Here is a 24,081-nt window from a genome sequence, read left to right on the forward strand (position 1 = left end):
TCGTCCCCCCACCTCCGAGAGGACCGATGAGTAGATGAGGAAACCACTTCTCTCCCTGATGGCAGGCGCAGACGCGGCCGGGCTCGCGGTCGCGGTGAGCCTCGGTGTGGCCGGGGCGGCCGGTGCCGCGGGTGCGGCCGGCGCCGCGGGTGCGCCGGGTGCGGCACGCGCGGCCTGCGTCCCCGGCCAGGTGGTCGGCAACGGCGGTTTCGAGAGCGGGAGTTCGCCCTGGACGGCGTCGAGCGGCGTGATCACCAGCGGCGGCGGTCAGAGCGCGCACTCGGGCAGCGGCTTCGCGTGGCTGAACGGCTACGGCTCCACGCACACGGACACGCTCAGCCAGTCGCTGGCGATACCCGCGGGATGCAGTGCGGCCTCGCTGACGGTGTGGCTGCACATCGACACCGCGGAGACGACGACCACCACCGCGTACGACAAGCTCACCGCGAAGCTCGGCGGCAGCACGCTGGCGACGTACTCCAACCTCAACGCGGCCGCCGGTTACGTGCAGCGGACGTTCGACGTGTCGGCCTTCGTCGGGCAGAGCGTGAGCCTGGCGTTCACCGGCACCGAGGACTCCGGGCAGCAGACCAGCTTCGTGATCGACGACGTGGCGCTCGACACCTCGGGTGACGGCACCCCGCCGACCACCCCGCCGACGACCCCTCCCACGACGCCGCCCACCACCCCGCGGCCCGCGAGCTCCACGAGGACGCCGGCCTCGCCCGCGTACACCGTCAGCCTCAGCAGCGACGCGACCGGCGTCACCTGGACCGGCCATGAGAGCGTGACCTTCACCAACGCCTCGGCTTCGCCGCTGAACGACGTCTACCTGCGGCTGTGGGACAACTACCACGGGTCGTGCCCGACCACGCCGATCACCGTCACCAACGTGACCGGCGGCACCGCGGGCGCGCTGTCGGTCGGCTGCACGGCCCTCGACATCACGCTGCCCGCGCCGCTGGCCCAGGGGCAGTCCGGCACCATCGGGTTCGATCTGAAAATCGTGGTGCCCAGCGGCGCCGACCGCTTCGGGCACGACGGCGCCTTCAGCTTCATCGGCAACGCGCTGCCGCTGCTGGCCGTCAGGGACGGTTCCGGCTGGCACCTGGATCCGTACACGAACAACGGCGAGTCCTTCTACTCCCTGGCCGCGGACTTCCGGGTCGTCCTCGACCACCCGTCGAGCCTTCTGGTGCCCGCCACGGGCACGTCGGTGGACACCCCCGGGAGTTCCGGCCGCACGGTCACCACGGCGACGGCGAGCAAGGTCAGGGACTTCGCCTGGGCGGCCGGAGCCTTCAGCAAGATCTCGGGGACCTCGCCCGCCGGGGTGAAGGTCAACGTCTACGCGGTCAGCGGGATCAGCTCGGCCAACGCCCAGTCGATGCTCAGCACCTCGATCTCGGCGATCGACGCGCACGCGGGGCGGTTCGGTGCCTACCCGTACGGTGAGGTGGACGCCGTGCTGGACAACAACTTCTGGTTCGGCGGGATGGAGTACCCGGGATTCGTGCTCGACCTGGTCAGCACCACCGCGCTCACCCATGAGCTGGGCCACCAGTGGTGGTACGGGATCGTCGGCGACGACGAATACAACAACCCGTGGCTGGACGAGGCGTTCACCGACTACTCGACGGATCTCGCGCAGGGCAAGACCGGGGCGAACTGCTGGAGCAGCGTGTCGTGGGCGTCGTCGAGCGAGAAGATCACCAACTCGATGGCCTACTGGGACGCGCACTCGTCGCGGTATTCGACGGTGGTCTACGGCTACGGGAAGTGCGCGCTGCACGACCTGCGCCGGCTCATCGGTGACAGTGCGATGACGTCCCTGCTGCGAAGCTACGCGCAGGCGCACTGGTACGGGGTCTCCACGACCGCCGAGTTCAAGGCGGCCGCGCAGGCGGCGACTTCGACGGACCTCACGTCCTTCTGGAGCACGCACCGCATCGACGGGTAGCCGTGGCAGGGCAGTCGGGCACCTGACGGCGGGTGCGCTCCCCACCCGGGGCGCGCACCCGCCGTTCGGCTCGAACCGTCGGGGGTCGGGGGTCGGGGTCGGAGGTCGGGGGTCGGGAGCAGGCGGTCGGCGGGCGGGGGTCGGCGGGCGGGCGCCCGGCTCCGGCGCCCCGCTCCGGCAGCCACCGCCCACCCTCCCGCCGGCGAGGCGGGATTGACCGCGGGGGTGGGGATTCCGACACTGGGAGCCACCTCAAGGTTGGCAGGTGCATGGCCAGACAGACGGGATCGGTCAGTGCTGACGCTCGGCTCACCGGCCGGGGCGCGCTGCTCACGACCGCCAGGACCGCGCTGGACGCCGGCGACAGCGTGCTGCTCACCGGCGAACCCGGGATCGGGCGGACCACGGTGGTGGCCGCGCTCGCGGCGGAGCGGCCGGGGACCGCGGTACTGCGCTGCGCGCCCACCGAGGCCGAGCGGCACCTGCCCTTCCTCGGCCTGATCGATCTGCTGTCCGAGGTGCGCGACGAGGCCTTCGAGGTGCTGTCCCCGCGCGAACAGGCGCTGCTGCGTGCCGCGTTGCACCGGTCCACGGCGGCACCCGAGGCGGTGCACGGGCAGGCGTACGAGGGCGCGTACGACGATGTCCTCACGCTGCGGATGGCCGTGCTCAAGGCGCTCACCGCGCTGTGCGAGCGGTCCGCCGTACTGCTCGTCCTGGACGACGCGCAGTGGCTGGACGGCCCGAGCGCGCAGGCGCTGGCGTTCGTGGCCCGGCGCTCCCGGCGGCTGCCGCTCACCGTGATCGCGGCCGTCCGCACCCCGTACGGGCAGGCCGGTGCCGGGAGCGGGACGGCCGGGGCGCTGTGCCCCGCGCCCGTACTGGAGTTGGCCCTGCCGCCGATGACCGAGCGCGAGGTCGCCGCCCTGCTCGCAGGGCAGGACGGTCCCGCGTGGCCGCGCCGGCTGATGGCCCGGCTGCACGCGGCGTCCGGCGGCAACCCCTACGCCGCGCTGGAACTCTCCCGCGCGCTCGCGGAACAGAGCCGCGCGACCGGCCGGGACCCGTCGGGCCCGCTGCCGATCCCCCGCACCCTGCGACGCCTGCTGCTCGCCCGGCTGGCCCCGCTGACCCCGCAGGCCCGGCGTACGCTGCTCGCCGCGAGCGCCGCGGCCCGCCCCACACTCGCGCTGCTGCGGCGGGCCGGCTGCGACACCGCGCCCGCCGACGTGCGCGAGGCGATCCGGCTCGGCGTCGTCGAAGCGTCGCCGTCGGGGGCCATACGGTTCACGCAGCCGCTGATGCCGCGGGCGGTGTACGAGCACGCCACCGCGGCCGGCCGCCGCCGGGTGCACGCCGCGCTCGCCGAGGCCGCCGACGACCCGCTCGAACGCGCCCACCACCTCGCGTCGTTGTCGCCCGGCTGGAACGCGGAGACCGCCGCCGCGCTCACCACCGCGGCCACGACCGCCCGGCGCCGCGGCGCCCCCGCGATCGCCGCCAGGCTCGGCCAACTCGCCGCCGACCGCACCCCGTCGGGCGACCCCGCGGCCGACGCCGACCGGCGGCTCACCGCCGCGGAGGACGCCGTCGCCGCGGGCGACTACCCGCTGGCCCGCGGGATCGCGCACGAAGTGCTGGCCGAGTCGGGCCGCCCCGCTGACCGGGTACGGGCCTGGATCGTGGTGGTCGACTCCTGCGGGCAGGCCATGGCCGAGGTCGCCGACGTCTTCCCGCAGGCCCTCGAAGACGCCCGCGACGACCCGGAGTTGCTGGCCCGGTTGCACTACCGGCTGAGCTGGCGGGCCTGGGTCGTGGAGGGCTCGGCGGCCGCGGCACTGACCCACGCGGCGCGCTCCGCGGTCCTGGCGCGGCGGGCCGGCGACCGGCGGACCGAGCTGCTCGCGCTCACCCAGCAGGCGGCCCTGGAGTTCTACCTCGGCCGTCCCTGCGCCGAGCGGACACTGACGCGGGCGCTGGCCGCGCCGCAGGACCCGGGCGTGCTGTTCGACCACAACGGCCCGGTCTTCCTCAAGCACCGCCGCCACCTCCTGCACGACCGCCTCGACGACGCCAGGACGGAACTGAGGGCGCTGGTCTACACCGTGCGCCACCGGGGTTCCGCCGAGAGCCTGTGCCAGTGCCTGTCGGGACTCGCGCAGGTCGAGATCATGCGCGGCCGGTGCGAGGCGGCCCTCGACCTCGCCCACCAGGCGCTGCGGGTCACCGAGCAGGCCGGGCTGAGCCAGGGGCCCGCCTGGTACGCGGTCGCGCTCGCCGAAGCGGCCGGGGGCTCCGCCGACCGGGCACTGGCCGCAGCGGACCTGGCAAGGCGGCACAGCGAGGACGACGACGACCAGCTCTTCCTGCCGCGGGCGCTGCACGCGGAGGGCCATGTCCGGCTGCTGCGCGGCGAACCGGCCGCCGCCGTGCACGCCCTGCAACGGGTGCGGCTGCTGGAGACCGGGCAGGGCCAGGGCGATCCCGCCGTACGCCGCTGGCAGCCGGACCTCGTGGAGGCCCTGGTCGCGACGGGCTGCGCGGACGAGGCCGCCGGGATCCTCACGCAGACCCGCGCGCAGGCGGCGCGGCTGGGCAGGCAGGGGCTGCTCGCCGTACTCGACCGGTCGGCGGCCCTCGTCACCGAGGCGCGCGGCGACCCCGCCGCGGCTGCCGCCCGCCTCGAACGGGCCGCCGACCGGCTGGCCGCACTCCCCTACCGCATGGAGGAGGCACGGACCCACCTCGTACTCGGCCGGCTCCACGCCCGCCACGGCGCCACGGCCCCGGCCCGCGCCGCCCTCGCCGAAGCGGTCCGCCTCTTCACCCGCGCGGGCGCCCGCCCCTGGCTCGCCGTCACCACCGCCGCCCTCGACCACCTCGACGTCCCGCAGCCCGCCGCCTCCCCTGCCGGCCTGGACTCCCTCACCGCCACGGAGCACCGCGTCGCGCTGCTCGTCGCCCAGGGCGCCAGCAACCGCGAGATCGCCGCCCGCCTGACCATCAGCGTCAAGACCGTCGAGGCCGCCCTCACCCGCGCCTACCGCAAGCTCTCCGTCCGCTCCCGCGTCTCGCTGGCCCGCGCGGTCATGACACGGGGCGGGCCGCCGTGAAGGCGCCGCGGCCCGGGAGGGGCGGGGCCCGATGCGGGGGCCAGCCCCCCTGGCGGGACACCGGTTCGCCGCACTGCGCAGCCACCCGCGCGGATGGAAACGTGAAGGGCACGCCGAGGGGATCACCGACGACCCCTGCAACAGGCCCCGGACAGGTGCGCGCCGCGCCTGCCGGGCCCCGCGCCGCCGGCGACCGACACCCCGCGAGGACGCCTCATGATGCTCCGGCTGGCAATCAGGACCCTGCGGGCACGCAGGGGCGGCTTCCTCGGGGCCTTCCTCGCGCTCTTCTGCGCCGCCGCCCTGATCACCGCCTGCGGCGGGCTGCTGGAGACGGGCCTGCGCGGCCGGGTCGTCACCGAGCGGTACGCCGCCGCGCCGGTGATCGTCTCCGCGGACCAGAACGTCCACCAGACCACCGTGAAGCACAAGAAGGGCAAGACCAAGGTCAAGCACAAGGCCAAAGCGCTCGCCGAGCGCGTCTGGCTGCCCGCGGACCTCGCCGGGAAGATCGCCCGGGTCGACGGAGTGCGCGCCGCCGTGCCAGAACTCACCTTCCCCGCCGAGGCCGTGGCGCCGGGGGCGGACGGCCCGCCCTCCTACGGGCACTCCTGGGACTCCGCACCGCTGACCCCCTTCACCCTCGTCGCGGGGCACGCCCCGAGCGCCTCCGGCGACCTCGTCGTCGACCGCGGGCTCGCCGGGCGGGCCCGTCTCGGGGTCGGCGACCGCGTCACCGTGCAGGCCACGTCGGCCCCGCGGACCTACCGCGTCACCGGGATCGCGGCCGCCCGCGGCGGCGACCTCGCCCACCAGACCAGCCTCTTCTTCAGCCGGGACGAGGCGGAAAGGCTCGCCGCACACCCCGGGCAGGCCATGGCCATCGCCATCCTGGCGAAACCCGGCGCGACGATTGACCTGCGCGAACTGCGCCAGGTGCTCCCCGGCAGCGGCACCGTGATCAGTACCGGGGACGGCCGCGGGCCCGTGGAGTTCCTGGACGCGGCGGGCGCCCGCGTCCAGCTCGTCAGCATGGGCGGTGCCATCGGCGGCACCTCGCTGCTCGTCGCGGTGCTGGTCGTCGTCGGCACCTTCGCCCTCTCCATCCAGCAGCGCCACCGCGAACTCGCCCTGCTGCGCGCCATCGCCGCCACCTCCGGCCAGATCCGCCGCCTGATCGGGCGCGAGGCACTGCTCGTCGGCGGCGCCGCCGGCGTCCTCGGCTCGCTGGCCGGTCTGCCGCTGGCCCACTGGCTGCTCGGCAGGTTCGTGGCCATCGGCGCCCTGCCCGACACGCTGCGGCCCACCGTCGGCTTCCTCCCGATGGCCGCGGGCACCGGCGCCACCCTCCTCGGGGCCTGGGCGGCGGCCCGCATCTCGGCACGCCGCATCGCCCGCATCCACCCGGCCCAGGCGCTGGCCGAGGCGGCGACGGAGCGGAGGACCGGCCGGGGCCGGACCGTGGCGGGACTGATCCTGCTGGCCGGCGGGGGCGCCCTGGTCGCCGTGCTCGGCACCCTGGACACCGAGCCCGCGGCGACGCCGGTGACGTATCTGTGCGTCGTCGTCCTCGCCGGGGCGGTCTCGCTGCTCGGCCCTTTCGTGGTCGCGGCCGGCACCGCCCTGCTCGCCGGTCCGCTGCGGCTGGGCCGCTTCCCCGGCCTCATGGCGGGCCGCAACGTCCGGCACAACGCGGTCAGGATGGCCGCCGCCGTCACCCCGCTCGCCCTGCTCGTCGCCATGTCCTCGACCGTGCTCTTCGTCCGGCCGACGCTGGACGCGGCTGCTCAGCGGGAGGCCGCGGCGGGTACGCGCGCCGGCTGGGTGCTGGCTTCCGACGGTCTCGGCGTGCCGGGCGCTGCGGCAGACGCCGTACGGCGCGTCCCCGGCGTCACCGCCGTCACCGAGGTCGTACGCAGCACGGTCCGGGTCGGCCTCGACAAGTACCCGGTGCAGGGCGTCACTTCGGAAGGGCTCTCCAGCACCTGGGACCCTGACGTGGTCGCGGGATCACTGGAGCACTTCGGCACCGACAGCGTCGCCGTCAGCCGACTCGTCGCCGGCAAAAGGGGGTTGAAGCCCGGTTCGCGGCTTGCGCTGACCCTCGGGGACGGCACCCCGGTGACGCTGACCGTGGCCGCCGTCTACGGCAGGGGGCTGGGCTTCGGCGATCTCACCCTGTCGCACCGGCTGCTCGCCCGGCACGTCGACAACCCGCTGTCCTCCACCGTCCTGGTCGCCGCGGGCGGCACGGCCGGGCGCGACCGGCTCTCCGCCGCGGTGCGGCAGTTCCCCGGCGTCCGGGTCCTCGACCGGGGCGGCGCGGAGAAGTCGGCCGCCGGCCGGCAGCAGACCGACGCGGAGGTCGGCTACCTCGCCATGGCCCTGGTCCTGGCCTTCACCGCGATCGCCGTGGTGAACACCCTCGCGATGTCGACCGCCGAGCGGGTCGGGGAGTTCGCCCTGCTCCGGCTGGCCGGTGCCACCCGCCGCCAGGTGCTGCGGATGCTGCGCTTCGAGGCCCTTGCCGTCCTGCTCATCGGGGCCGCGCTGGGCTCGGGTATCGCGCTGGCCGTGGTCACCGCCTTCAGCGTCGGCATGACCGGCCGCGCGGCCCCCGCGGTGGAACCCCTCGCCTACGCCTGCGTGGTCGCCCTGGCGGCGCTGCTCGTGCTGGCAGCGACGGCTCTGCCCGGCCGGGTGGCATTGCGGACGCCTCCGGTGCGGACGGCGGCGACCGCCGCATAGGCCGCGGGGCGGGCGGAGTTCCGGGCCCGCGCCTGGCCCTGCGGTCGCACGGCCGCCGCACGGCGTGACGGTCCTCGCGCGGCCAGGGGTGCCTCGGGCGGCCGTGCCCGCCGCCCCCGAGCGGCTACCGGCGGAATTGGATCACGGCGTGGGTGCCGCTGGTCCGCCACGCGGTGTCGCCGCCGTCGAGCGCCGCGAGCATGGCCGGCGGGAGGCCGACGGCGACATCGGACTTGAGGGTCCGCAGCGCCAGCAGCGGGCCGGGGAAGTACCCGGTGAGCTCCGCGAAGGGGGTCGTCGGCGGCCAGGGCCTGTCGCCGACCAGGCGGCGGTAGTTCAGGTCGCCCTTGACGAGGGTGACCGCGGCCCTCGCGAGGTCGGCGCTCAGGTCGCCGGGCATGTCGGCGTAGGGCAGCGGGGCGCAGGAGAAGGGGTGGCTGCGTACGGTCAGGCGGCCGGTGGTGACCGCCTCCCACAGCCGGGCGCCGATCTCCCCCGCCCGGCCCGGGGCGCGGGTGATGCGGCGCAGGCAGTCGACGACGTCGGAGGTCGTGGCGTCGGACACGTAGTACGGGTACGGCTTGACGTGCAGTACGGCCTCGCGGGCGCGGCCCGTGTGCAGCAGGTGGTCGAGGAGGACCAGGTCCGGGATGAGCTCGCGGCCCGCGTTGTCGGCCACCAGGTACACCGCCCCGGGGGCGGACCCGGCCAGGTGCCGCCAGAAGGCGGCGCTGTCGTCGGCGATCACCGGCGCCTCCGTACCGGAGGACGCGGCGGGGCCGCCGGAGGTGATCCGGAAGCCGAGGTCGGCCCGGTTGCCCCACAGGGAGCCGCTGAGCAGGGCGTGGTCCTGCGCCTCGGGCGGCAGTCCTGCCACCTCGTCGAGCGCCGCCAGCTCCTCCTCGACCTCCGTGCCGCCCAGCTCGGCACGCTTGAAGGGCGCGAAGGGGTCGATCCCCTGCCAGGGGCCGGGTTCGAAGTAGCCGACCGCGTCGAGCAGCCGCCGGTAGAAGTAGCTCTCCGCCCACAGGAACGGCACCTCGAACCAGGAGCGGCCCATGCGGCCCCTGCCCCACTCGGCCCACCGGGCGGCGTCGTGCGCCCCGGCCGGCAGCGGTCCGACCACGCCGTGCGCGGTCTCGTCGCCGAGCGCGTCCAGGGCGCGCTGCTGCCGCGGCGGATAGGGGAAGGCCTCGCGGACCTGCCGGATCAGGGCCGGGTGCCGCTCGGCGAGGACGCTACGGGGGAACGAGCCGGGCTCGTCGCTCGTGATCACGGGCACCCCGGCTGCTTCGGCCATCTCCACGGAATCCCTCGTCTCGCCCTGCCTGATCCCACCCGTTCCCTGATCGTAGGACCGCTCCGCACGGCCGGCAGGAAAGGCTCGTGCCGCGCGGGCCCTGACCTCCTACATTGGCCGGCATGGACATGGAGACGGGGACAGGGACGGGGACGCGGCCGGGGATCGACTACGTACGCGGTGACGCGACCGCGCCGCAGGGCAAGGGCCGCAAGGTGATCGCGCACGTCTGCAACGACCTGGGCGGCTGGGGCAAGGGCTTCGTGGTCGCGATCTCCAAGCGCTGGCCCGAGCCCGAGGCCGCCTACCGGCGCTGGCACCGGGAGCGGGCGGCGAACGACTTCGGTCTCGGTGCCGTGCAGTTCGTGCAGGTGGACCGGCTGCTGTGGGTGGCGAACATGATCGGCCAGCACGGCATCCGTACCGGCAGCAAGGGCGTACCGGTGCGGTACGAGGCGATCGACACCGCCCTGGGGGCGGTCGCCGCCCGGGCGGCCGAGATGAACGCGTCGGTCCACATGCCGCGGATCGGCTGCGGTCTTGCGGGCGGGAAGTGGGAGCGGATCGAGCCGTCGATCGTCGCGCGCCTCGTGGCCGCCGAGGTGCCGGTCACCGTCTACGACCACGGGTGACGGCCGCCCGCCGGGCCGACCGGGACCGCAGGGCGCGGATCCCGCCGCCCGCCCGCGGGTGATATCAGGCCACAGTGGCGTACCTCACGAAAATCCGACAAATGGAACTTGCGTACGCGCCTGCCCGTCTGACCCCAGGAGACCGACAGGGAAAGGCGGGCAGGTCCGGCATGGGCGAGGCACGGGGCGGTGACGGGCGCCCGGAGGACACCGGACGCACGGAGCACGTGCAGCCACCGCAGTGGGCGGGCACGGCCGCGGGCGGCCCCGCGGCGCTGGAGAAGGCGGCCGCCCCGCGGCGCGAGGGCAAACTGGACCTGAACGTGCCGCAGGTGGCCGGCAGCGCGGTCGCCGCGATCGTGGCCGCGAAGCTCGCCTCGAACCTCGGGGTCTACGGCACCATCGTGGGCGCCGGGGTGGTCAGCGTCCTGGGCACCTGCGGCGGCACGATCCTCCAGCACCTCTTCCGGCGCACCGGCCATCAGGTGCAGGTGGTCGCCGTACAGGCACGCCCCGCGGTCCGCCGGGTCCGTGACCGCACCCGGGTGCTGCCGGAGACGGGTCAGGCCGCCACCGGCCTCGGCCGCCTGACCGGCACCACACCGCTGGACGGCCCCCTGACGAACCGAGGCACCACACCGTACGGCGGCCCCCTGACCGGCACGACCCCGTACGGCGGTCCCCTGACGGGTGCGGGCACGCCGCCGCTCACCGGCACCACCCCACTGACCGGCGCGGACCCCGCCGCCGGCAGCCCCGCCCTCCCCGCCCCCGCCGGCGACACCGGCCCAGGCGACCCGGACGGCCCGGACGGCCCAGGCGGCCCGGACGGCCCAGGCGGCCCGGACGGCTACGGCGAGGCCACCTCCTACCGGGCCGGGAAGCCGGCCGGCAGGCGGGCCTGGAAGCGGCCGGTCGTGGCCGTCGCCCTGGCCTTCGGCCTGACCATGGCCGGGATCACCGGGTACGAGGCCATCGCAGGCGAGAACATCAGCGGGCACGGGCACGGCACGACCATCGGCAACGCCGTGACCGGGCACGACTCGCCGCACTCGGGCGGCACCAAGCACACGCCGGCGCCGACCGACTCCCGGACCCCGTCCGGCGGCGCCACCGGCACCCCGCACCGCAGCGACGGCGACGGGCGGCCCGGCCGGGACACCACACCCTCCGCCCCGACCCCCTCGGGGACGCCGTCCCCCGACACGGGCGGCGGCAGCGGCGGCCACACCACGCCGCCCCCGGCGACCACCCCGCCGACGACCACCCCGCCGTCGGCGACCACCACCCCGGGCGACGGGAGCGGCGCGGGCAGCGACGGCGGCGACAGCCTGACGCCGTGACCGGTGGGCGTTCCTGCGGCCGCCCCGGCTACGCGGGGACCCGGCCGCAGAGCCAGTTGCCCGGCTCCGCCGGGTCGTCGCTGATCCAGAACTGGCGCCACAGCAGGGCGAACTCGTCGCGGCTGAGGTGGCCGTCACCGTTCAGGTCGAGCCGTTCGAAGACGCCGGTGACGTCCGTCGGCTGCCCGTTCCAGGTCTCGACGAGCCTGAGGTGCTCCTCGGGGGAGATGACCCCGTCGCCGTTGGAGTCCACGGCGTCGAAGACGGTGTCGGCCGTCGCGGTCACATCGGCGACCATCGCGGGCAACCGGTCGACGAGCGCGAGCACTTCGCCCAGGTCGACCGCGCCGTCCCCGTCGGTGTCCCCGACGTCGAGCAGCGCCGACCACCAGCCCATCAGCAGCGTCTCCACCCGCGCGCGCAGCTCCGTGCCGGGACCCACCCCCGGCAGCAGGCTCCATCGGGCGACCAGCGCCCTGAAATCCTCCTCGCGCAGGCAGCCGTCGCCGTCCGCGTCGAACGCGGCGAACATCCCCCTGAGCTTGCGCTCCTGAAACGCACTGGCCACGAGCGTCCTCCCTCGACCCCGAACCGAACCAGGAGCCGCCCGCGACCGCCCGCCCAGGGCGGTCGCGGACAGCGTGCAACTGTAGGCCGGGGCACGCCAGTACATCCACGGGCACATCCGCACGAAACATCACCCACACGGTGATGCCGGGCGGGCGGCCGCGCTCAGCCGCTGCTCAGAGGGTCTTCTCCAGCCGGTCGGCCATCAGCCTCACGAAGCGGGCGGGGTCGGCGAGTTCGCCGCCCTCGGCCAGCAGGGCCAGGCTGTGGACGAGTTCGGCCGTCTCACCGAGAACGGGCGCGTCCGGGGTCTCGGTGTGGGTGCGGTGGAGGCCGACGACCAGCGGGTGCCCGGGGTTGAGTTCGAGGATCCGCTTGGTGTGCGGGAGCTCCTGGCCCATCGCCCGGTAGATGTTCTCCAGTGCCGGTGTCACATCGTGGGTGTCGGAGACGACGCAGGCGGGCGAGACGGTGAGGCGGGAGGAGAGCCGTACCTCCTTGACGTCGTCGCCGAGGTGCTCCGACATCCAGGCCAGCAGGCCCGCGTACCGCTCCTGCTGCTTCTCCCGCTCGGAGTCGGCCTCCTTCTTCTCCTCCTCGGTGCCGAGGTCGATCTCGCCCTTGGCGACGGAGCGGAACTGCCTGCCGTCGAACTCGGGGGCGGTGTCGACCCACACCTCGTCGACCGGGTCGGTCAGCAGCAGCACCTCGATGCCGCGGGCCTGGAAGGCCTCCATGTGCGGGGAGTTCTCGATGGCCTGCCGGGACTCGCCGGTGAGGTAGAAGATGTGCTCCTGGCCGTCCTTCATCCGCTCCACGTACCCGGCGAGCGTGGTGGGCCCGTCCTTGTCGTGGGTGGTGGCGAAGGAGGACACGCCGAGGATGGTGTCGCGGTTCTCGCGGTCGTTGAGCAGGCCCTCCTTCAGCACGCGGCCGAACTCCCGCCAGAAGGTGGCGTACCGCTCGGGGTGCGCGGCCATCATGTCCTTGACCGTCGACAGCACCTTCTTGGCCAGCCGCCGGTGCATCAGCTGGATCTGCCGGTCCTGCTGGAGGATCTCGCGGGACACGTTGAGCGACAGGTCCTGCGCGTCCACCACCCCCTTGACGAAACGCAGGTAGGACGGCATGAGCGCTTCGCAGTCGTCCATGATGAAGACGCGCTTCACGTAGAGCTGGACGCCGCGCTTGTAGCCCTGGAGGAAGAGGTCCTGCGGGGCGTGCGCCGGGATGAACAGCAGCGCCTGGTACTCGAAGGTGCCCTCGGCCTGGAGGCGGATGGTCTCCAGCGGGTCGATCCAGTCGTGGCTGATGTGCTTGTACAGCTCGTGGTATTCGTCGTCGCCGACCTCATCGCGCGAGCGGGCCCACAGGGCCTTCATCGAGTTGAGGGTGTCGGTCCCGCCCTGCCCGGTCCCGCCCTCCTCGGCGCCGTCCTCCTCGGCGCCGTCCTCCCCGTCGCCAGCCGCGTCGCCGGCGGCGGGCTGCGCGGCCATCCGGACGGGCCAGGTGATGAAGTCCGAGTAGCGCTTGACGATCTCCCGCAGCTTCCACGGCGAGGTGTAGTCGTGCAGCTGGTCCTCGGCGTCCTCGGGCTTGAGGCGCAGCACGATCGCGGTGCCCTGCGGCGCGTCCTCGACGGTCTCCACGGTGTACGTGCCCTCGCCGGTCGACGCCCAGCGGGTGCCGTGCTCCTCGCCGGCCTTGCGGGTCGTCAGCGTCACCTCGTCGGCGACCATGAAGCTGGAGTAGAAGCCAACGCCGAACCGGCCGATGAGCCCCTCCGCCCCGGCGCCGCCGTCCCCGGCCTCCTTGAGCTCCTTGAGGAAGGAGGCCGTCCCCGAGTTGGCGATCGTCCCGATGAGGGCGACCACCTCGTCGTGCGACATGCCGATCCCGTTGTCCCGGACGGTCAGCGTACGGGCCTGCGGGTCGGGCTCCAGGGCGATGTGCAGGTCGGAGACGTCCGCGCCGAGCGAGTCGTCGCGCAGGGCTTCCAGCCGCAGCTTGTCCAGGGCGTCGGAGGCGTTGGAGACGAGTTCGCGCAGGAACACGTCCTTGTTGGAGTAGATCGAGTGGATCATCATCTGCAGAAGCTGGCGGGCTTCCACCTGGAACTCGAACGTCTCGGTGGGCATGGGTCCGTTGGTCCTTCGCAGGTCGCCAGGTGACGGTTACTTCCGTCAGCACTGTAGATGAGCCGGTGGCGCGGTATGGCCGGGTCCCTCACTGCCGGGCGGCGGCGTCCGCGGCCTCCGCGGGCCGTCCGTCCTGGGCGGGGACCCCGCCTTCGCGGTCGTTCTGCAGGACCCACAGGTCGTGGAAGAGGCCGGGGGTGTCGCGGAGGCGGGCGAAGGTGCCGTACTGGACGACGCGGCCCCCGTCGAGGACGGCGATGTTGTCGGCGACGGCGACATTGCTCAGCCGGTGGGTGACCAGGACGACGGCCCGGTCGGCGGCGACCCGGCGCAGGCCGGTGAAGATGCGGTGCTCGGCCCGCGGGTCGAGGGCGGCGGTGGGTTCGTCCAGGACGAGCAGGCCGGCGTCGCGGTGGAAGGCGCGGGCCAGGGCGATGCGCTGCCACTGCCCGCCGGACAGCTCCTGGCCGCCCCACCACTCGCGGGCCAGCAGGGTGTCGAGGCCCGAGCGCAGCGCGGTGACCACCTCGTCGGCGCCCGAGGCGAGGGCCGCCGCCCGCACCGGGACGTCGGCGCCCGGCAGCGGCTGGCCGAGGGTGATGTTGTCGCGGGCGGTCAGCGGCCACTTCGCGTAGTCCTGCGGCACCACCGCGACGCGCGACCAGGCGGCGTGCGCGTCGAGGGTGCGGATGTCGGCGCCGTCCCAGCTGACGGTGCCTTCCGTGGGGAGGTAGAGGGCGGAGAGCAGCTTGCTCAGCGTGGTCTTGCCCGAGCCGTTCTCGCCGACCAGGGCGAGCACCTCGCCGCGGCGGACCTCGAGGGTGATGTCCCGCAGGGCGGGTCGGGCGGCGTGCGGGTAGGTGTAGGACAGCCGGTCGGCGCGGACGACGGCGGGCCCCGTGGGGACGGCGTCGCCGCGGGTGATGCGGTGGCCGCCCGCCTCGTCGAGGAAGTCCGACCAGTCGTCGAGGTACATCCCGGTGCGGAAGATGATCGCGCCGTAGCCGATGATGCCGTGCAGCCCGCCGGCGACCGAGCGCAGCGCGAAGGTGGCGGTGCCCGCGGACGCCACGGATATCCGGCCGGTGCCGATGAGGAAGAGCAGCGCCGCCCACACCGTCCCCGCCGCCAGTCCCCCGGCGAGGCTGCCCAGCAGGGACATCTTGGCCGCCTCCCAGGCCGCGCGGTCGGTGGCGGCGTCGACGCGGGCGCCTGCGGCCCGGTAGCGGCCGAGCAGGAAGTCGGCCATGGTGCCCGAGCGGATCTGGTCGGCGTGCTGCTTGTCGACGAGGTTCCAGCGCAGGATGCCCAGCAGGCGGCGGTCCTTCATCGTGTCGAGCGACGCCAGATACGTCAGGCGCGCCCCCTTCACCCCCGCCACCGCCTGCGGGAGCGCGGCCAGCACGAGCAGCGGCAGCAGCACCGGGTGGACGCTGGTCAGCACCGCCGCGGCGGCGATCAGCGAGGCGGCGGACGCCAGGATGTTCTGTGACTGGTTGAGCATGTCCTGCGAGACCTCGACACCGCGGTCGGCGGCGTCCCAGCGGTCGTTGAAGCCGGGGTGGTCGTACGCGGCCAGTTCCGCGTGGGTCGCGGCGTCCAGCAGCCGCAGCTCCGCCTCACGGGAGATCCGCGGGGACAGACGGGTCGACAGGCCGCCGATCGCGATGCCGAGCACCGCCCGCACACCGGCCGCGGAGGCCAGCAGCAGCAGCGAGGGCGCCGCCTGGTGGAGGCGTTCCGTGATGTGGCCCGAGGCGATGACCGCGGTGATCGTGCCGGTCATCGCCAGCAGCCCGAGCGCTTCCAGCACGCCGGACACCACCTGGCAGGCCAGCAGCGCGATCACCGCGTCGCGGTCGACCTGCCAGGCCATGCCCAGGGCGCGGCGCACCAGTTGGGGCAGGCGGCGGGCCATGGCCCGCAGCGTGATCGCGTGACCGGCCTCCAGCCGCCGGTCGCCGGGGAACTCCAGCCGCATCTCCTCCGACCGGGGGGCCGGCTCCGGGGCCTGCTCCGGGTCCGGGGCCGGGTCCGTGGCCGGCGCTGCGGCCGGATCCGGGGCCGGCCCGGGGGGCGGGTCCTGGGCGGGGCCGTTCTTCGCGCCGCCCTTCCGCCGGGGCCGTAAGTGCGCCTTCTCGGTCACGAAGTGTCCACCTTCCGCCGCCCTGCCCGACCGCGCCCGGCCCACCAGTCTGCTCCACCTGTCCGCGCGCCACGGCCCGCGCGCGAAACGCCCTCCCGGCGCGCGGACGCAGGCGTCAGCCGAGGGCGTACGCCGGGGTGGTGCGGCCAGGGGCGGGTCCGCGGCGGACCCGCGGCCCCCGGGTCAGGGGGCGTCGGAGCCGCGAAGGGGGCCGTCGCCGGGGAGGGGGCAGGTGGGGTCGTCGTACATGAGCACCAGGCCCGCGGTCCAGTACGTGTCGGGGGCGCCGTCTGCGGCTGCCGAGCGGAGGGCGGCCAGGGCCGTGGGGAGTTCGGCGGCGGTGCCGGCGGAGCGGACCATGCGCTGGACGCCGCGCAGGTAGGCGCCTGCCTCCGCGGGGCCGAGGGACTCGCGGCACCAGAGCGCCACGGGGAAGCCCGCGGCGGCCAGGTCCCGGAGCCGCTGCGGTGCCGCGGCCGGGCTGTGGCACAGGATGGGGACCGCTTCGTCCGACAGGGCGAGCAGCTCCCCCATCGTGGGCATCTCGCCGCCGTCCACCTCGCTGTCCAGCACCACCGGGGTGATGGCGCGCAGTTGCTGGGCGCTCCAGCGGCGGTGGCGGCGCGCGTCGACGGCGGCCGCGTCCTCGTCAGGGACTTCCGCATCGCGGGGCCGGACGACGACCGGTCGCTCGGCGCCGAGCGACCGGTCCCCCGGGCCCAGCCGCCACGTGTCCGCGGCCAGGTCCGCCAGGGAACCGGGCACGGCCACCTGGAGGGTCGCGGCGTGGCCGGGTTCGTCGCACCGGCGGAAGGCCTCCGCGAGGGGCCCCGCCAGCCGGGTCGCCAGGTCGGCGAGAGCGGTTCCTCCCCCCGGGCCCTCGGCGACCTGCCCCATCTCCCCGTCGACCGGCACGATGCGGACGGACCAGTCGACGCGGCCGCTGTCCCAGTCCAGCGGCCGGAGCTCGAGCAGGACCTCGGGCCTGGTCCTGGCACCCGGGGTGCGCGCCGCGGTCACCGTGCGGCGGCCCCGGTGCCTGTTGCGGCGCTCCACCGCGAGGCTGTTGCGGAAGGCGCGGGTCAGACCCGACTGGGCAGCCGTGTCCTGGGCCCACTGCCACACCAGCCTCTCCGTGGCCTCGTCGGCGGGGTGCGCGAGGTCGGCGGTGGCGGCCTGCACCGCATAGCGCAGGACGGCCTCCAGCTCCGTGGTGTCGCGCCGCAGGTCGTAGAGGAGGCCGAGGCCGTCGCGCCAGGTGCGGGGCGGATGCGGCAGGCCCTGCGCGGGGCCGCCGCGTACCGAGGTGACGATCTCCTGCAGCACCCGGCCGCCGGCCGGCGGCGGGAGCTGGGCCAGCAGGCCGAGCAGGCTGGTGCGCTGGCCCGGGGTGAGCGCGCGTCCCGCGGTCGCGCCGATCTCGGCGTGCGCGTCGGTCCAGGTGGGCTCGTGGTCGCGCAGGAAGGCGTGCCGGTCGGCGTGGTAGAGGTCGTGCGCGGCCATCACCCGGTGGTACAGGTCGGCTTGGGGGTCGTCGGCGTGCGGCAGCCGGCGAAGCTGCTGGATCCCCACGGCCCGGCCGCGGTAGTGCGGGAACTCGCGGGACCTGAACACCCCGATGACCTCGCCGCGGGCCTGGTCCACCACCGGGCCGCCGGACAGGCCGTTCGGCAGCTCGTCCTGGTGGTCGAGCTCGAACTCCGCGGCACTGCCGACCTGGACCTCGCCGCGCACGGTGAGGCGGCTGCTGTACCTGCGGGCCTCGCCGTCCATCGGGGCCCAGCCGGAGACGGTGACCCGGCTGCTGGTGTAGATCCTGGCCGTCCGCTCGCTCACCCAGGCGCAGGGGTGCTCGACATGGTCGAGCAGCCGGACCAGGGCGAGGTCGGGGGCGGACCAGACGCCCTCAGGGGACTGGGAGTCGGGCTCGGCCCACTCGACGACACCGTCGAGCAGCCTGTCGCCGTAGCCGATCGACACCCTGCGCGGCGACCCCGCCGACCTCCGCTGGCCGGCCAGCGCCACATGGGCGCAGGTCAGCACCCAGCGGGGCGCGACGAAGAAACCGCTGCCATGGAAGGGATGGCCCTCCTCGGGGCCGTGCACGCGCACAGTGGCCTCGCCGATGAGGGGGGTCAGGACCTCGGCGGGGTCGTACACCGGTTGCCTGGGCCCGGTGAACGGCACGGCCGGACGGTGGCTGGTCGCCGCCGGGGCGACAGGGCCAGGTTCCGGTACGGGGGTGGATTCCGCGGGTGCCCCGGGTACCGCGGATTCCGCGGGTTCCGCGGCCTCCCGCTGCCGGGCCGCGAGGAGTTCGGCCGCTGCCGCGTACTCGCCGCCGAGCCCGGCCAGGACGGTCGCCGCCACCCGGGCGAAGGGCTGGCTTCCCTCGGGGAGCCGCCAGGGCCCGGTGGACGCGGCGACCGGCAGCAGGGCACGGAAGTTGCAGGTGCCGCCGAGCCGCGCGGCGACCTTGCCCGACAGCCGGCCGACGACGTCGAGCACGCGCAGCGACTCGCGCCGGGTGAGGGTGTCGAGCAGCGCCTCCCGGACGCCGGGGCGGAAGTCGTAGAGGGTCAGCTCGGGGTCGCCGCCGGGCGCCGGCCCGTCGCCGCTCGGGACGACCAGGCCGGACAGGAACACCTCGGCGAGCAGGGCGGTGCTGGTGGCGGGCATCATGACCCGCTGCACGAGCCGCATCACCGGGAGCACCAGCGGCACCGCAGCGAGGTAGCCGGCGAGTTCGAAGGCGCCGGGGGACGCCTCGCCGCGGAAGCGCTCGACCACGGTGGCGCCGTCCTGGGGGCCCTGTGACGGGGAATCCGGCGGGGGTGCCGGCGGCGGGGCGGGCGCCGCTCGCGCCGCACCGCGGCGGGCGCGCGGGACCGCGACCTCGAGGGCCGCCATCGGGATCCACCCGGTGGTGCTTCCCGCGACCAGCCGGGCCCAGGGGGCCACCCAGTCCGCGTCCAGCTGGAGTACGGGGATCCAGCCGCCCGGCCCCTTTCGCTCCGCCGCCCTGCGCCCCTGCGCCCTGGGCCTGATCAGCGGCCCGCGCGGGCCCCGGGTGGCCGCGCGGGCGAGCGCCGGCTCCGGGACGATGGCCGCGCGGTGCCACAGCGCCTGGGGCAGCACCTGGAGGATGGCGACCGGGCCGGTGCGCGACAGCTTCCCCAGGGCCGCGGTCAGCGCGCCCCCGCGCCACAGCGGCCCCACCCCGTCGGTGAGGACCAGCAGCAGGCTCCGGCCCGTGGGGTCGAGGAGGTGGTCGGGTGACAGGGTGCGCGGGGTGCCGGTGGCCGGCGCGCGGTGGAAGACCGACAGGCGCGGTTCGGTGTCGCCGGTGTCGAGGGACCAGGTGCGCACCACCCGGAAGGCGCCGTGGTCTTCCAGCAGGGTCCGCAGCTCGGTGGCGAGCCGGCGCCACATCACCATCGAGGGGCCGGTGTCGATCACCAGGTCGGCGGCGAACAGCCGCTCGGTACGCGGCCGCCAGGCCGGGATCAGCAGGGACGTCTCACCGGACGCGCGGGCGGTGGCCTCCTCGTCGAGCAGCGGTTTGCCGCGGCCGCGTACATACCGCTTGAGGGGGCGCAGGGCTCGGGACAGTGCCAGCGGTTCGTCCAGCGCGCTGTCGCCCGCCACCCGCACGACGGTGGCCGGGCGGTCCGCCGCGCGGCGCCGTGGCCGGGACGGCGGCGCCGGCGTCCTGTCCGGTATTGCGGGGCGGACCGTCGACACGGGGTGCAGCGGCACCTCGGCGCCGCCGGGCCCCCCGGCGTCCCGGTCCGCGGCCGGCTCCGCAGGACCCGCGGCGGCCGGCCCCGCGCTCGCCGCCTTTCCGGCGCCCGGCGGTTCCGCCTGCCCGGCCAGGCGGGCGACCCACAGGGTGTCCGCCAGCTCCTCCGCCGTCGGCTCCTCCCCCGCGGTGAGCAACCGGCGCATGGTGCGGGCGAGTTCCTCGTCCACCGGTCAGTCCCCGTTGAGCGGGCGCAGCAGGTGGTCCTTGATGAGGGAGCGCTCCTCCTGGTCGTTCCACACGTGCTGGGCGAGCCGCACCGCGTTGAGGATCTGGTCGCCCGCGAGGTCGGCGTCCTGGTCCTGCTTGTGCAGGAAGTCGGCGATCAGCTCGTCCCTGACCGCCTGCGAGGGGCCTTCGGCCGCAGGGAGGTGCGCGGCCAGCAGGCGGCCGAGCTTCCCCTTGTCCGGCTGCCGGATCTCCAGCCGGATGCAGCGGCGCAGGAAGGCGGGCGGGAATTCCCGCTCCCCGTTGCTGGTCATCACCACCACCGGGAACTCGTGGCAGCGCACCCGGCCGTGGCGCAGCTCCACCCAGCTGTCGTCGTCATCGGTCATCACCGTGACCGGGGACCGCTTCAGCCGGGCGAGCTCCCGGATGGTGAACTCCCCCTCCTCGAAGATGTGCAGCAGGTCGTTCGGGAAGTCGACGTCGCTCTTGTCGATCTCGTCGATCAGCAGCACGCGCGGGGAGCGCCACGGCAGGAAGGCGGTGCCGAGCGGGCCAAGCCGAAGGTACTGCCCGATGTCGGGGGGCTCGCCCTGGGCGGAGGGCTGCGCGGGGTCCTGGGCCGGGTCCTGCCGCGCGCCCCGGGCGGGGCCCTGGGCAGGGTGCTGCCGCGCGTCCTGGGCGGGGTCCTGCCCGGGGGCCTGTGCCGTATCGGGTCCCGCCGGGTGGACCGGCAGCTCCCAGGGGAGTTGCAGGAAGCGCCGGCTCAGCCCGACATCCTGGAGGCGGCCGATCGCGTCGTACTGGTACTGCCCGTCCTGGAGGCCGGTACGGCTGGTGACGGACCAGCGGAGCACAGGGCCGAGCCGCAACTCCCGGGCGATGCTGTACGCGAGCGTCGTCTTGCCCACCCCCGGCGGGCCCGTCACCAGCAGCGGGCGGCGCAGCAGCAGCGCCATGTTCACCAGGTGGATCTCCTCGCGGTCCGCCTGGTAGAAGGACGCCTGCGCGTTGCGGCCCAGGCGCCGGTGCTCGGTGGCCGACGGCTCAGGGGCAGGCGTCTCCAGTACGTCGTCGCGGGTGCCGTCGCCGGTGAACGACCGCCAGGGCGGCGCGCCGGGAAGCCGGAGTATCCCGTCGTGCGGCTCGGGGGCGCATCTGTAGATCCACCAGTCGGGCGCCGGCCTGGGCGCGGCGCCGGGCACCGGGAGGGAGCCCCGCTTGCCCGCGCCGGGACCACCCGCCATCTCGTCCGCGGTCATCTCCGCTCGCTTCCGTTCGTCGAATGCGTCATGGCTGGTCCGCGTACGCACCGGGGACGGAAAGGGCGGTCTCCCGGTAGACGCAGTCGGGGTCGTCCCAGAGCAGCGTCAGGTGGTTGTGCATGTCCGAGAGGTCGTCGCGGGCGGCACCGCGCCGCCACAACCGCAGGTGCGCGGGCAGGTCGGTGTAGTGCTTGTCCTCCGACTCGCGCAACCGCAGGGCGAGTTCCGCCGGATTGCCGTCGTCGCGGCGCCACACCATGAAGGGCACGCCCTCGCACACGGCCTCCTGGACCGACAGCGCGTGGCGCGGGTCGTGGTGGTCGTAGGCGAAGGCCAGCGCCACGCCCGCCGCGTCCGGGTGGGCGTCGAGCCACGCCCGGATCTCGCCCTCCCTGCCGCTCAGATACAGGACCTCGCAACTCTGGTCGAGCACCGTCGCGGAGTCCGTCGCGAGCCAGCCGATCGGCCGCGCGTGACCCGGGGTCGCGGTGCGCTGGAGCGCCTTCCAGCGCAGCTCCCAGTCCCGGTGCCACGAGCGCTGCCGCAGGCGGTCGAGCGAGCGGATGACCACCGGGTACTTGTGCCCCAGCAGGTAGCCCTGGGTGTCGGTCAGCCAGCGGTCGACGGGGTGGCCGAGCAGCGACCACGGCAGCAGGAATTCCACCTGCACCCGGTCGGCCTCGTCCAGTTGTGCCGCCAGGTCCTCCCACTCGATCAGGCAGGTACGCCCCAGCTCCTTCAACTCCCTTATCCCGTACGGCCTTTTGCCCGCCCGCTTGCGGGGCCGCTGGAGGCCGGAATCGGTCCAGTCGAAGAGGGTGCCGTCCATCTCGTACTCCTGCTTGCCCGGCGCGGTCTCGTTCAGCCGGATCTGCAGCACCCGGCGGGCCGCGGGCCCGTGCGGCAGTCCGCGGCGGGCGGCGAGCGCGGCGGCCACGTGCGGGGGGAGCAGCAACTCCTCCGCGGCCAGGGCGATGTGGCCGCGCAGGACCGCTGCGGCGTCCTCCGGCAGCACCCTGGCCAGCTCGGCCAGGAACCGCAGGACCAGCGGCCCTTGCTCGTGGCCGACTTCCCCTCCGGTCGCGCCCCCGGCAGGTACCGCCTCCCGCGCGTCGTTGAGCCTGCGCACCATGTCGGTCACGGTCTCGTTCCCCCGCAGGGCCGACGGCTCCCCGGGCAGCGCCGCCCTGGCCAGCGCGTCACTGGCCGCCGCCAGCGGTACCGCCTTCTTCATCGCGTCCAGCGTGGCGACGACCGCCCGCAGCCGCGGGCCCAGCAGGCGCCCCGCCGGGGCGAGCTCCTCGACCAGCTCGTCCAGCTCCGCCATCGCCGCCTGGTCGCCGCGCAGGAAGCGCAGGGTGTCGGCGAGGGCGCGCAGCACCCCCTCGGGGTCGCGGTGCCGCTCGATCGTCTGCACCAGCGCCACGATCTGGCTGCGGACGTCGTGGTGGAAAGCGACGGCGAACGGGCGCCCGTACCCGGGGCCGAGCCGCTTGCCCACCGCGAACACGACCTGCTGGAAGAACTGCGGGTCCTGGAAGTCGAAGAAGCCGCCGAGGACCGTGCAGAGCTGATCGGCCTCCGCCGCGTCCCAGTTGCGCGGGGCGGTGTCGAACCCGTGCGAGCCGGCAGCAGCGCCCGGCGTCATCCGGCGTCCTTGATCAGCGCCACCAGCCGGGCGGTCGCCGCCTCCTCGGGGCGCAGGAAGGCGACGGCGTCACGGAAGGCGGCGAGCGCCGCCGGGGCGTCGCCGCGGGCACGGCAGCGCTCGACGATCTCGAGCAGGTGGTCCCGCGGGTGCGCCCGGTAGGCCGCCACGAAGCCCGGCTGGGAGGGCAGTTGGCTGCGCATCCGGCCGACGACCAGCGCCCGGAAGCCGGGGTCGTCCATGTCGCTCACGTCCAGGGCAGCGGTGACGACGGCGAGGGTGTCGGGGAAGTCGTAGCCGCTGCCGGTGCCGTGGGTGCTGTGAGTGCTGTCGGTGCTGCCGGGCACGTCGTCGCCGGAGCCGGTGCCGCCGGTGCCGCCGGGCACGTCGTAGCCGGAGCCGGTGCTGCCGGTGTCCTCGGTGGTCGCGGGACGGGGTTCCGCGGGGCGCGGGGTCCGGGGGCGGGAAGCCGGGAGGCCGGCGGCCCGGCGGACGCTGGGGGCCGCGGCAGGCGGCTCGGCGGGCGGCTCGGCCCAGGTGCGCAGGATCAGGCGCCGCAGCGTCGTATAGGTGCGGTGCCGGTCGTCCTTCGGCTTGGCGATGCCGAAGTGGTCGCCCGGCAGGACGGCCGCGTCGGGGAAGACGCCGAGCGCGGAGGCGGGGGGCACGATGTCGTCGGTCTCGCCCGCGTAGACCGTGAAGGGTATGCGGCAGCTGTGCGCCGTCACGCCCTCGGCGTTGACGATGTCCCGCAGTACCAAGCGCAGGGTCCTGGTCACCAGCTCGTTCAGCGGCCGCAGTTCGCGTTCCTGCGGGTTGCGGTTCAGCAGGCCGCGGCGTAAGCCACTGGCGAGCTCGGAGCCGCTGTTCGGGCACGCCAGCAGCACGACCCTGCGGATACGGGCCAGGTCGGCGCCGCGTCCTTCCGCGGTCATACGCGCCAGGTGGCGCTGGACCACCAGGCCGCCCTGGCTGTGCGACACGACCATCAGCCGGTCGAAGGCCTCCGCCTCGGTGTCGAGGAACTCCTTCAGGCTGTCCGCGACCGTGTCGAAGGTCGGGATGCCGCGGCGCGGATCGAAGGCCCACAGGCTCGTGGCGTAGCCGAAGGGCAGCGGTTCCACGAACCCCAGTCCTTCGTCCGCGGCGATCAGCCTGATCAGCGGCTTCCACATGTCCGGCGACGAGGTGAATCCGTGCACCAGCACAAGGCCCAGCCGCGGCGCCCCACTTGCAGCCCCCACCCCGGCC

At 74.8% G+C, this 24,081-nt stretch carries 13 protein-coding genes; 5 read left to right on the forward strand and 8 right to left on the reverse strand.

Annotated elements, in window-relative coordinates:
* The first annotated feature begins 34 nt into the window (after positions 1 to 34).
* The 3 genes from ACGFMP_RS01010 (at position 35) to ACGFMP_RS01020 (ending at position 7,821) form a co-directional block, all read left to right on the forward strand.
* Complete coding sequence (locus ACGFMP_RS01010; protein WP_393669479.1) at positions 35 to 1,960, forward strand: M1 family aminopeptidase; 1,926 nt, start codon at positions 35 to 37, stop codon at positions 1,958 to 1,960.
* A gap of 269 nt (positions 1,961 to 2,229) precedes the next feature.
* Complete coding sequence (locus ACGFMP_RS01015; RefSeq protein ID WP_393669480.1) at positions 2,230 to 5,073, forward strand: AAA family ATPase; 2,844 nt, start codon at positions 2,230 to 2,232, stop codon at positions 5,071 to 5,073.
* Between the two features lie 216 nt (positions 5,074 to 5,289).
* A complete protein-coding gene (locus tag ACGFMP_RS01020; protein WP_393669481.1) occupies positions 5,290 to 7,821 on the forward strand; it encodes an FtsX-like permease family protein in 2,532 nt (843 codons plus the stop codon).
* Between the two features lie 124 nt (positions 7,822 to 7,945).
* Here ACGFMP_RS01020 and ACGFMP_RS01025 read toward each other — a convergent pair whose 3' ends face one another.
* Entirely contained in the window at positions 7,946 to 9,121 is a 1,176-nt protein-coding gene (locus ACGFMP_RS01025) for a damage-control phosphatase ARMT1 family protein (RefSeq protein WP_393669482.1), read from the reverse strand.
* A gap of 122 nt (positions 9,122 to 9,243) precedes the next feature.
* On the opposite strand from ACGFMP_RS01025, the gene ACGFMP_RS01030 reads away from it, so the two are divergent.
* Positions 9,244 to 9,753: an Appr-1-p processing protein gene (locus ACGFMP_RS01030; RefSeq protein WP_393669483.1), complete on the forward strand. Its 510-nt coding sequence runs from the start codon at positions 9,244 to 9,246 to the stop codon at positions 9,751 to 9,753.
* A 170-nt stretch (positions 9,754 to 9,923) separates the two neighbouring features.
* Positions 9,924 to 11,096 (forward strand): hypothetical protein, encoded by a 1,173-nt coding sequence (locus ACGFMP_RS01035; protein ID WP_393669484.1) that lies wholly within the window; start codon positions 9,924 to 9,926, stop codon positions 11,094 to 11,096.
* A gap of 28 nt (positions 11,097 to 11,124) precedes the next feature.
* Here the strand turns inward: ACGFMP_RS01035 and ACGFMP_RS01040 are convergent, their stop codons facing one another.
* From ACGFMP_RS01040 to ACGFMP_RS01070, 7 genes are all read right to left on the reverse strand, one after another.
* Positions 11,125 to 11,664 (reverse strand): EF-hand domain-containing protein, encoded by a 540-nt coding sequence (locus tag ACGFMP_RS01040; RefSeq protein ID WP_393669485.1) that lies wholly within the window; start codon positions 11,662 to 11,664, stop codon positions 11,125 to 11,127.
* A gap of 175 nt (positions 11,665 to 11,839) precedes the next feature.
* Positions 11,840 to 13,801 carry a molecular chaperone HtpG gene (gene htpG, locus ACGFMP_RS01045; protein ID WP_393669486.1) on the reverse strand — a complete coding sequence of 654 codons (1,962 nt, stop codon included), beginning with the start codon at positions 13,799 to 13,801 and terminating at the stop codon, positions 11,840 to 11,842.
* Between the two features lie 88 nt (positions 13,802 to 13,889).
* Positions 13,890 to 15,782, reverse strand: a complete 1,893-nt coding sequence (locus tag ACGFMP_RS01050) for an ABC transporter ATP-binding protein (RefSeq protein ID WP_393670281.1) — start codon at positions 15,780 to 15,782, stop codon at positions 13,890 to 13,892.
* Positions 15,783 to 16,130: 348 nt separating this feature from the next.
* A complete protein-coding gene (locus tag ACGFMP_RS01055) occupies positions 16,131 to 19,919 on the reverse strand; it encodes an SAV_2336 N-terminal domain-related protein (protein WP_393669487.1) in 3,789 nt (1,262 codons plus the stop codon).
* A 3-nt stretch (positions 19,920 to 19,922) separates the two neighbouring features.
* On the reverse strand, positions 19,923 to 21,179 hold the full coding sequence (locus tag ACGFMP_RS01060) for an AAA family ATPase (protein WP_393669488.1): 1,257 nt from the start codon (positions 21,177 to 21,179) through the stop codon (positions 19,923 to 19,925).
* Positions 21,180 to 21,207: 28 nt separating this feature from the next.
* Positions 21,208 to 22,830 (reverse strand): hypothetical protein, encoded by a 1,623-nt coding sequence (locus ACGFMP_RS01065; protein ID WP_393669489.1) that lies wholly within the window; start codon positions 22,828 to 22,830, stop codon positions 21,208 to 21,210.
* Entirely contained in the window at positions 22,827 to 24,074 is a 1,248-nt protein-coding gene (locus tag ACGFMP_RS01070; protein WP_393669490.1) for an alpha/beta fold hydrolase, read from the reverse strand. The genes ACGFMP_RS01065 and ACGFMP_RS01070 overlap by 4 nt, the downstream gene beginning before the upstream one ends.
* Positions 24,075 to 24,081 lie beyond the last annotated feature (7 nt).

Origin of the sequence: Streptomyces sp. NPDC049040, from assembly GCF_043197715.1 — a bacterium.
In the GTDB taxonomy this organism is placed as follows: Bacteria; Actinomycetota; Actinomycetes; order Streptomycetales; family Streptomycetaceae; genus Actinacidiphila.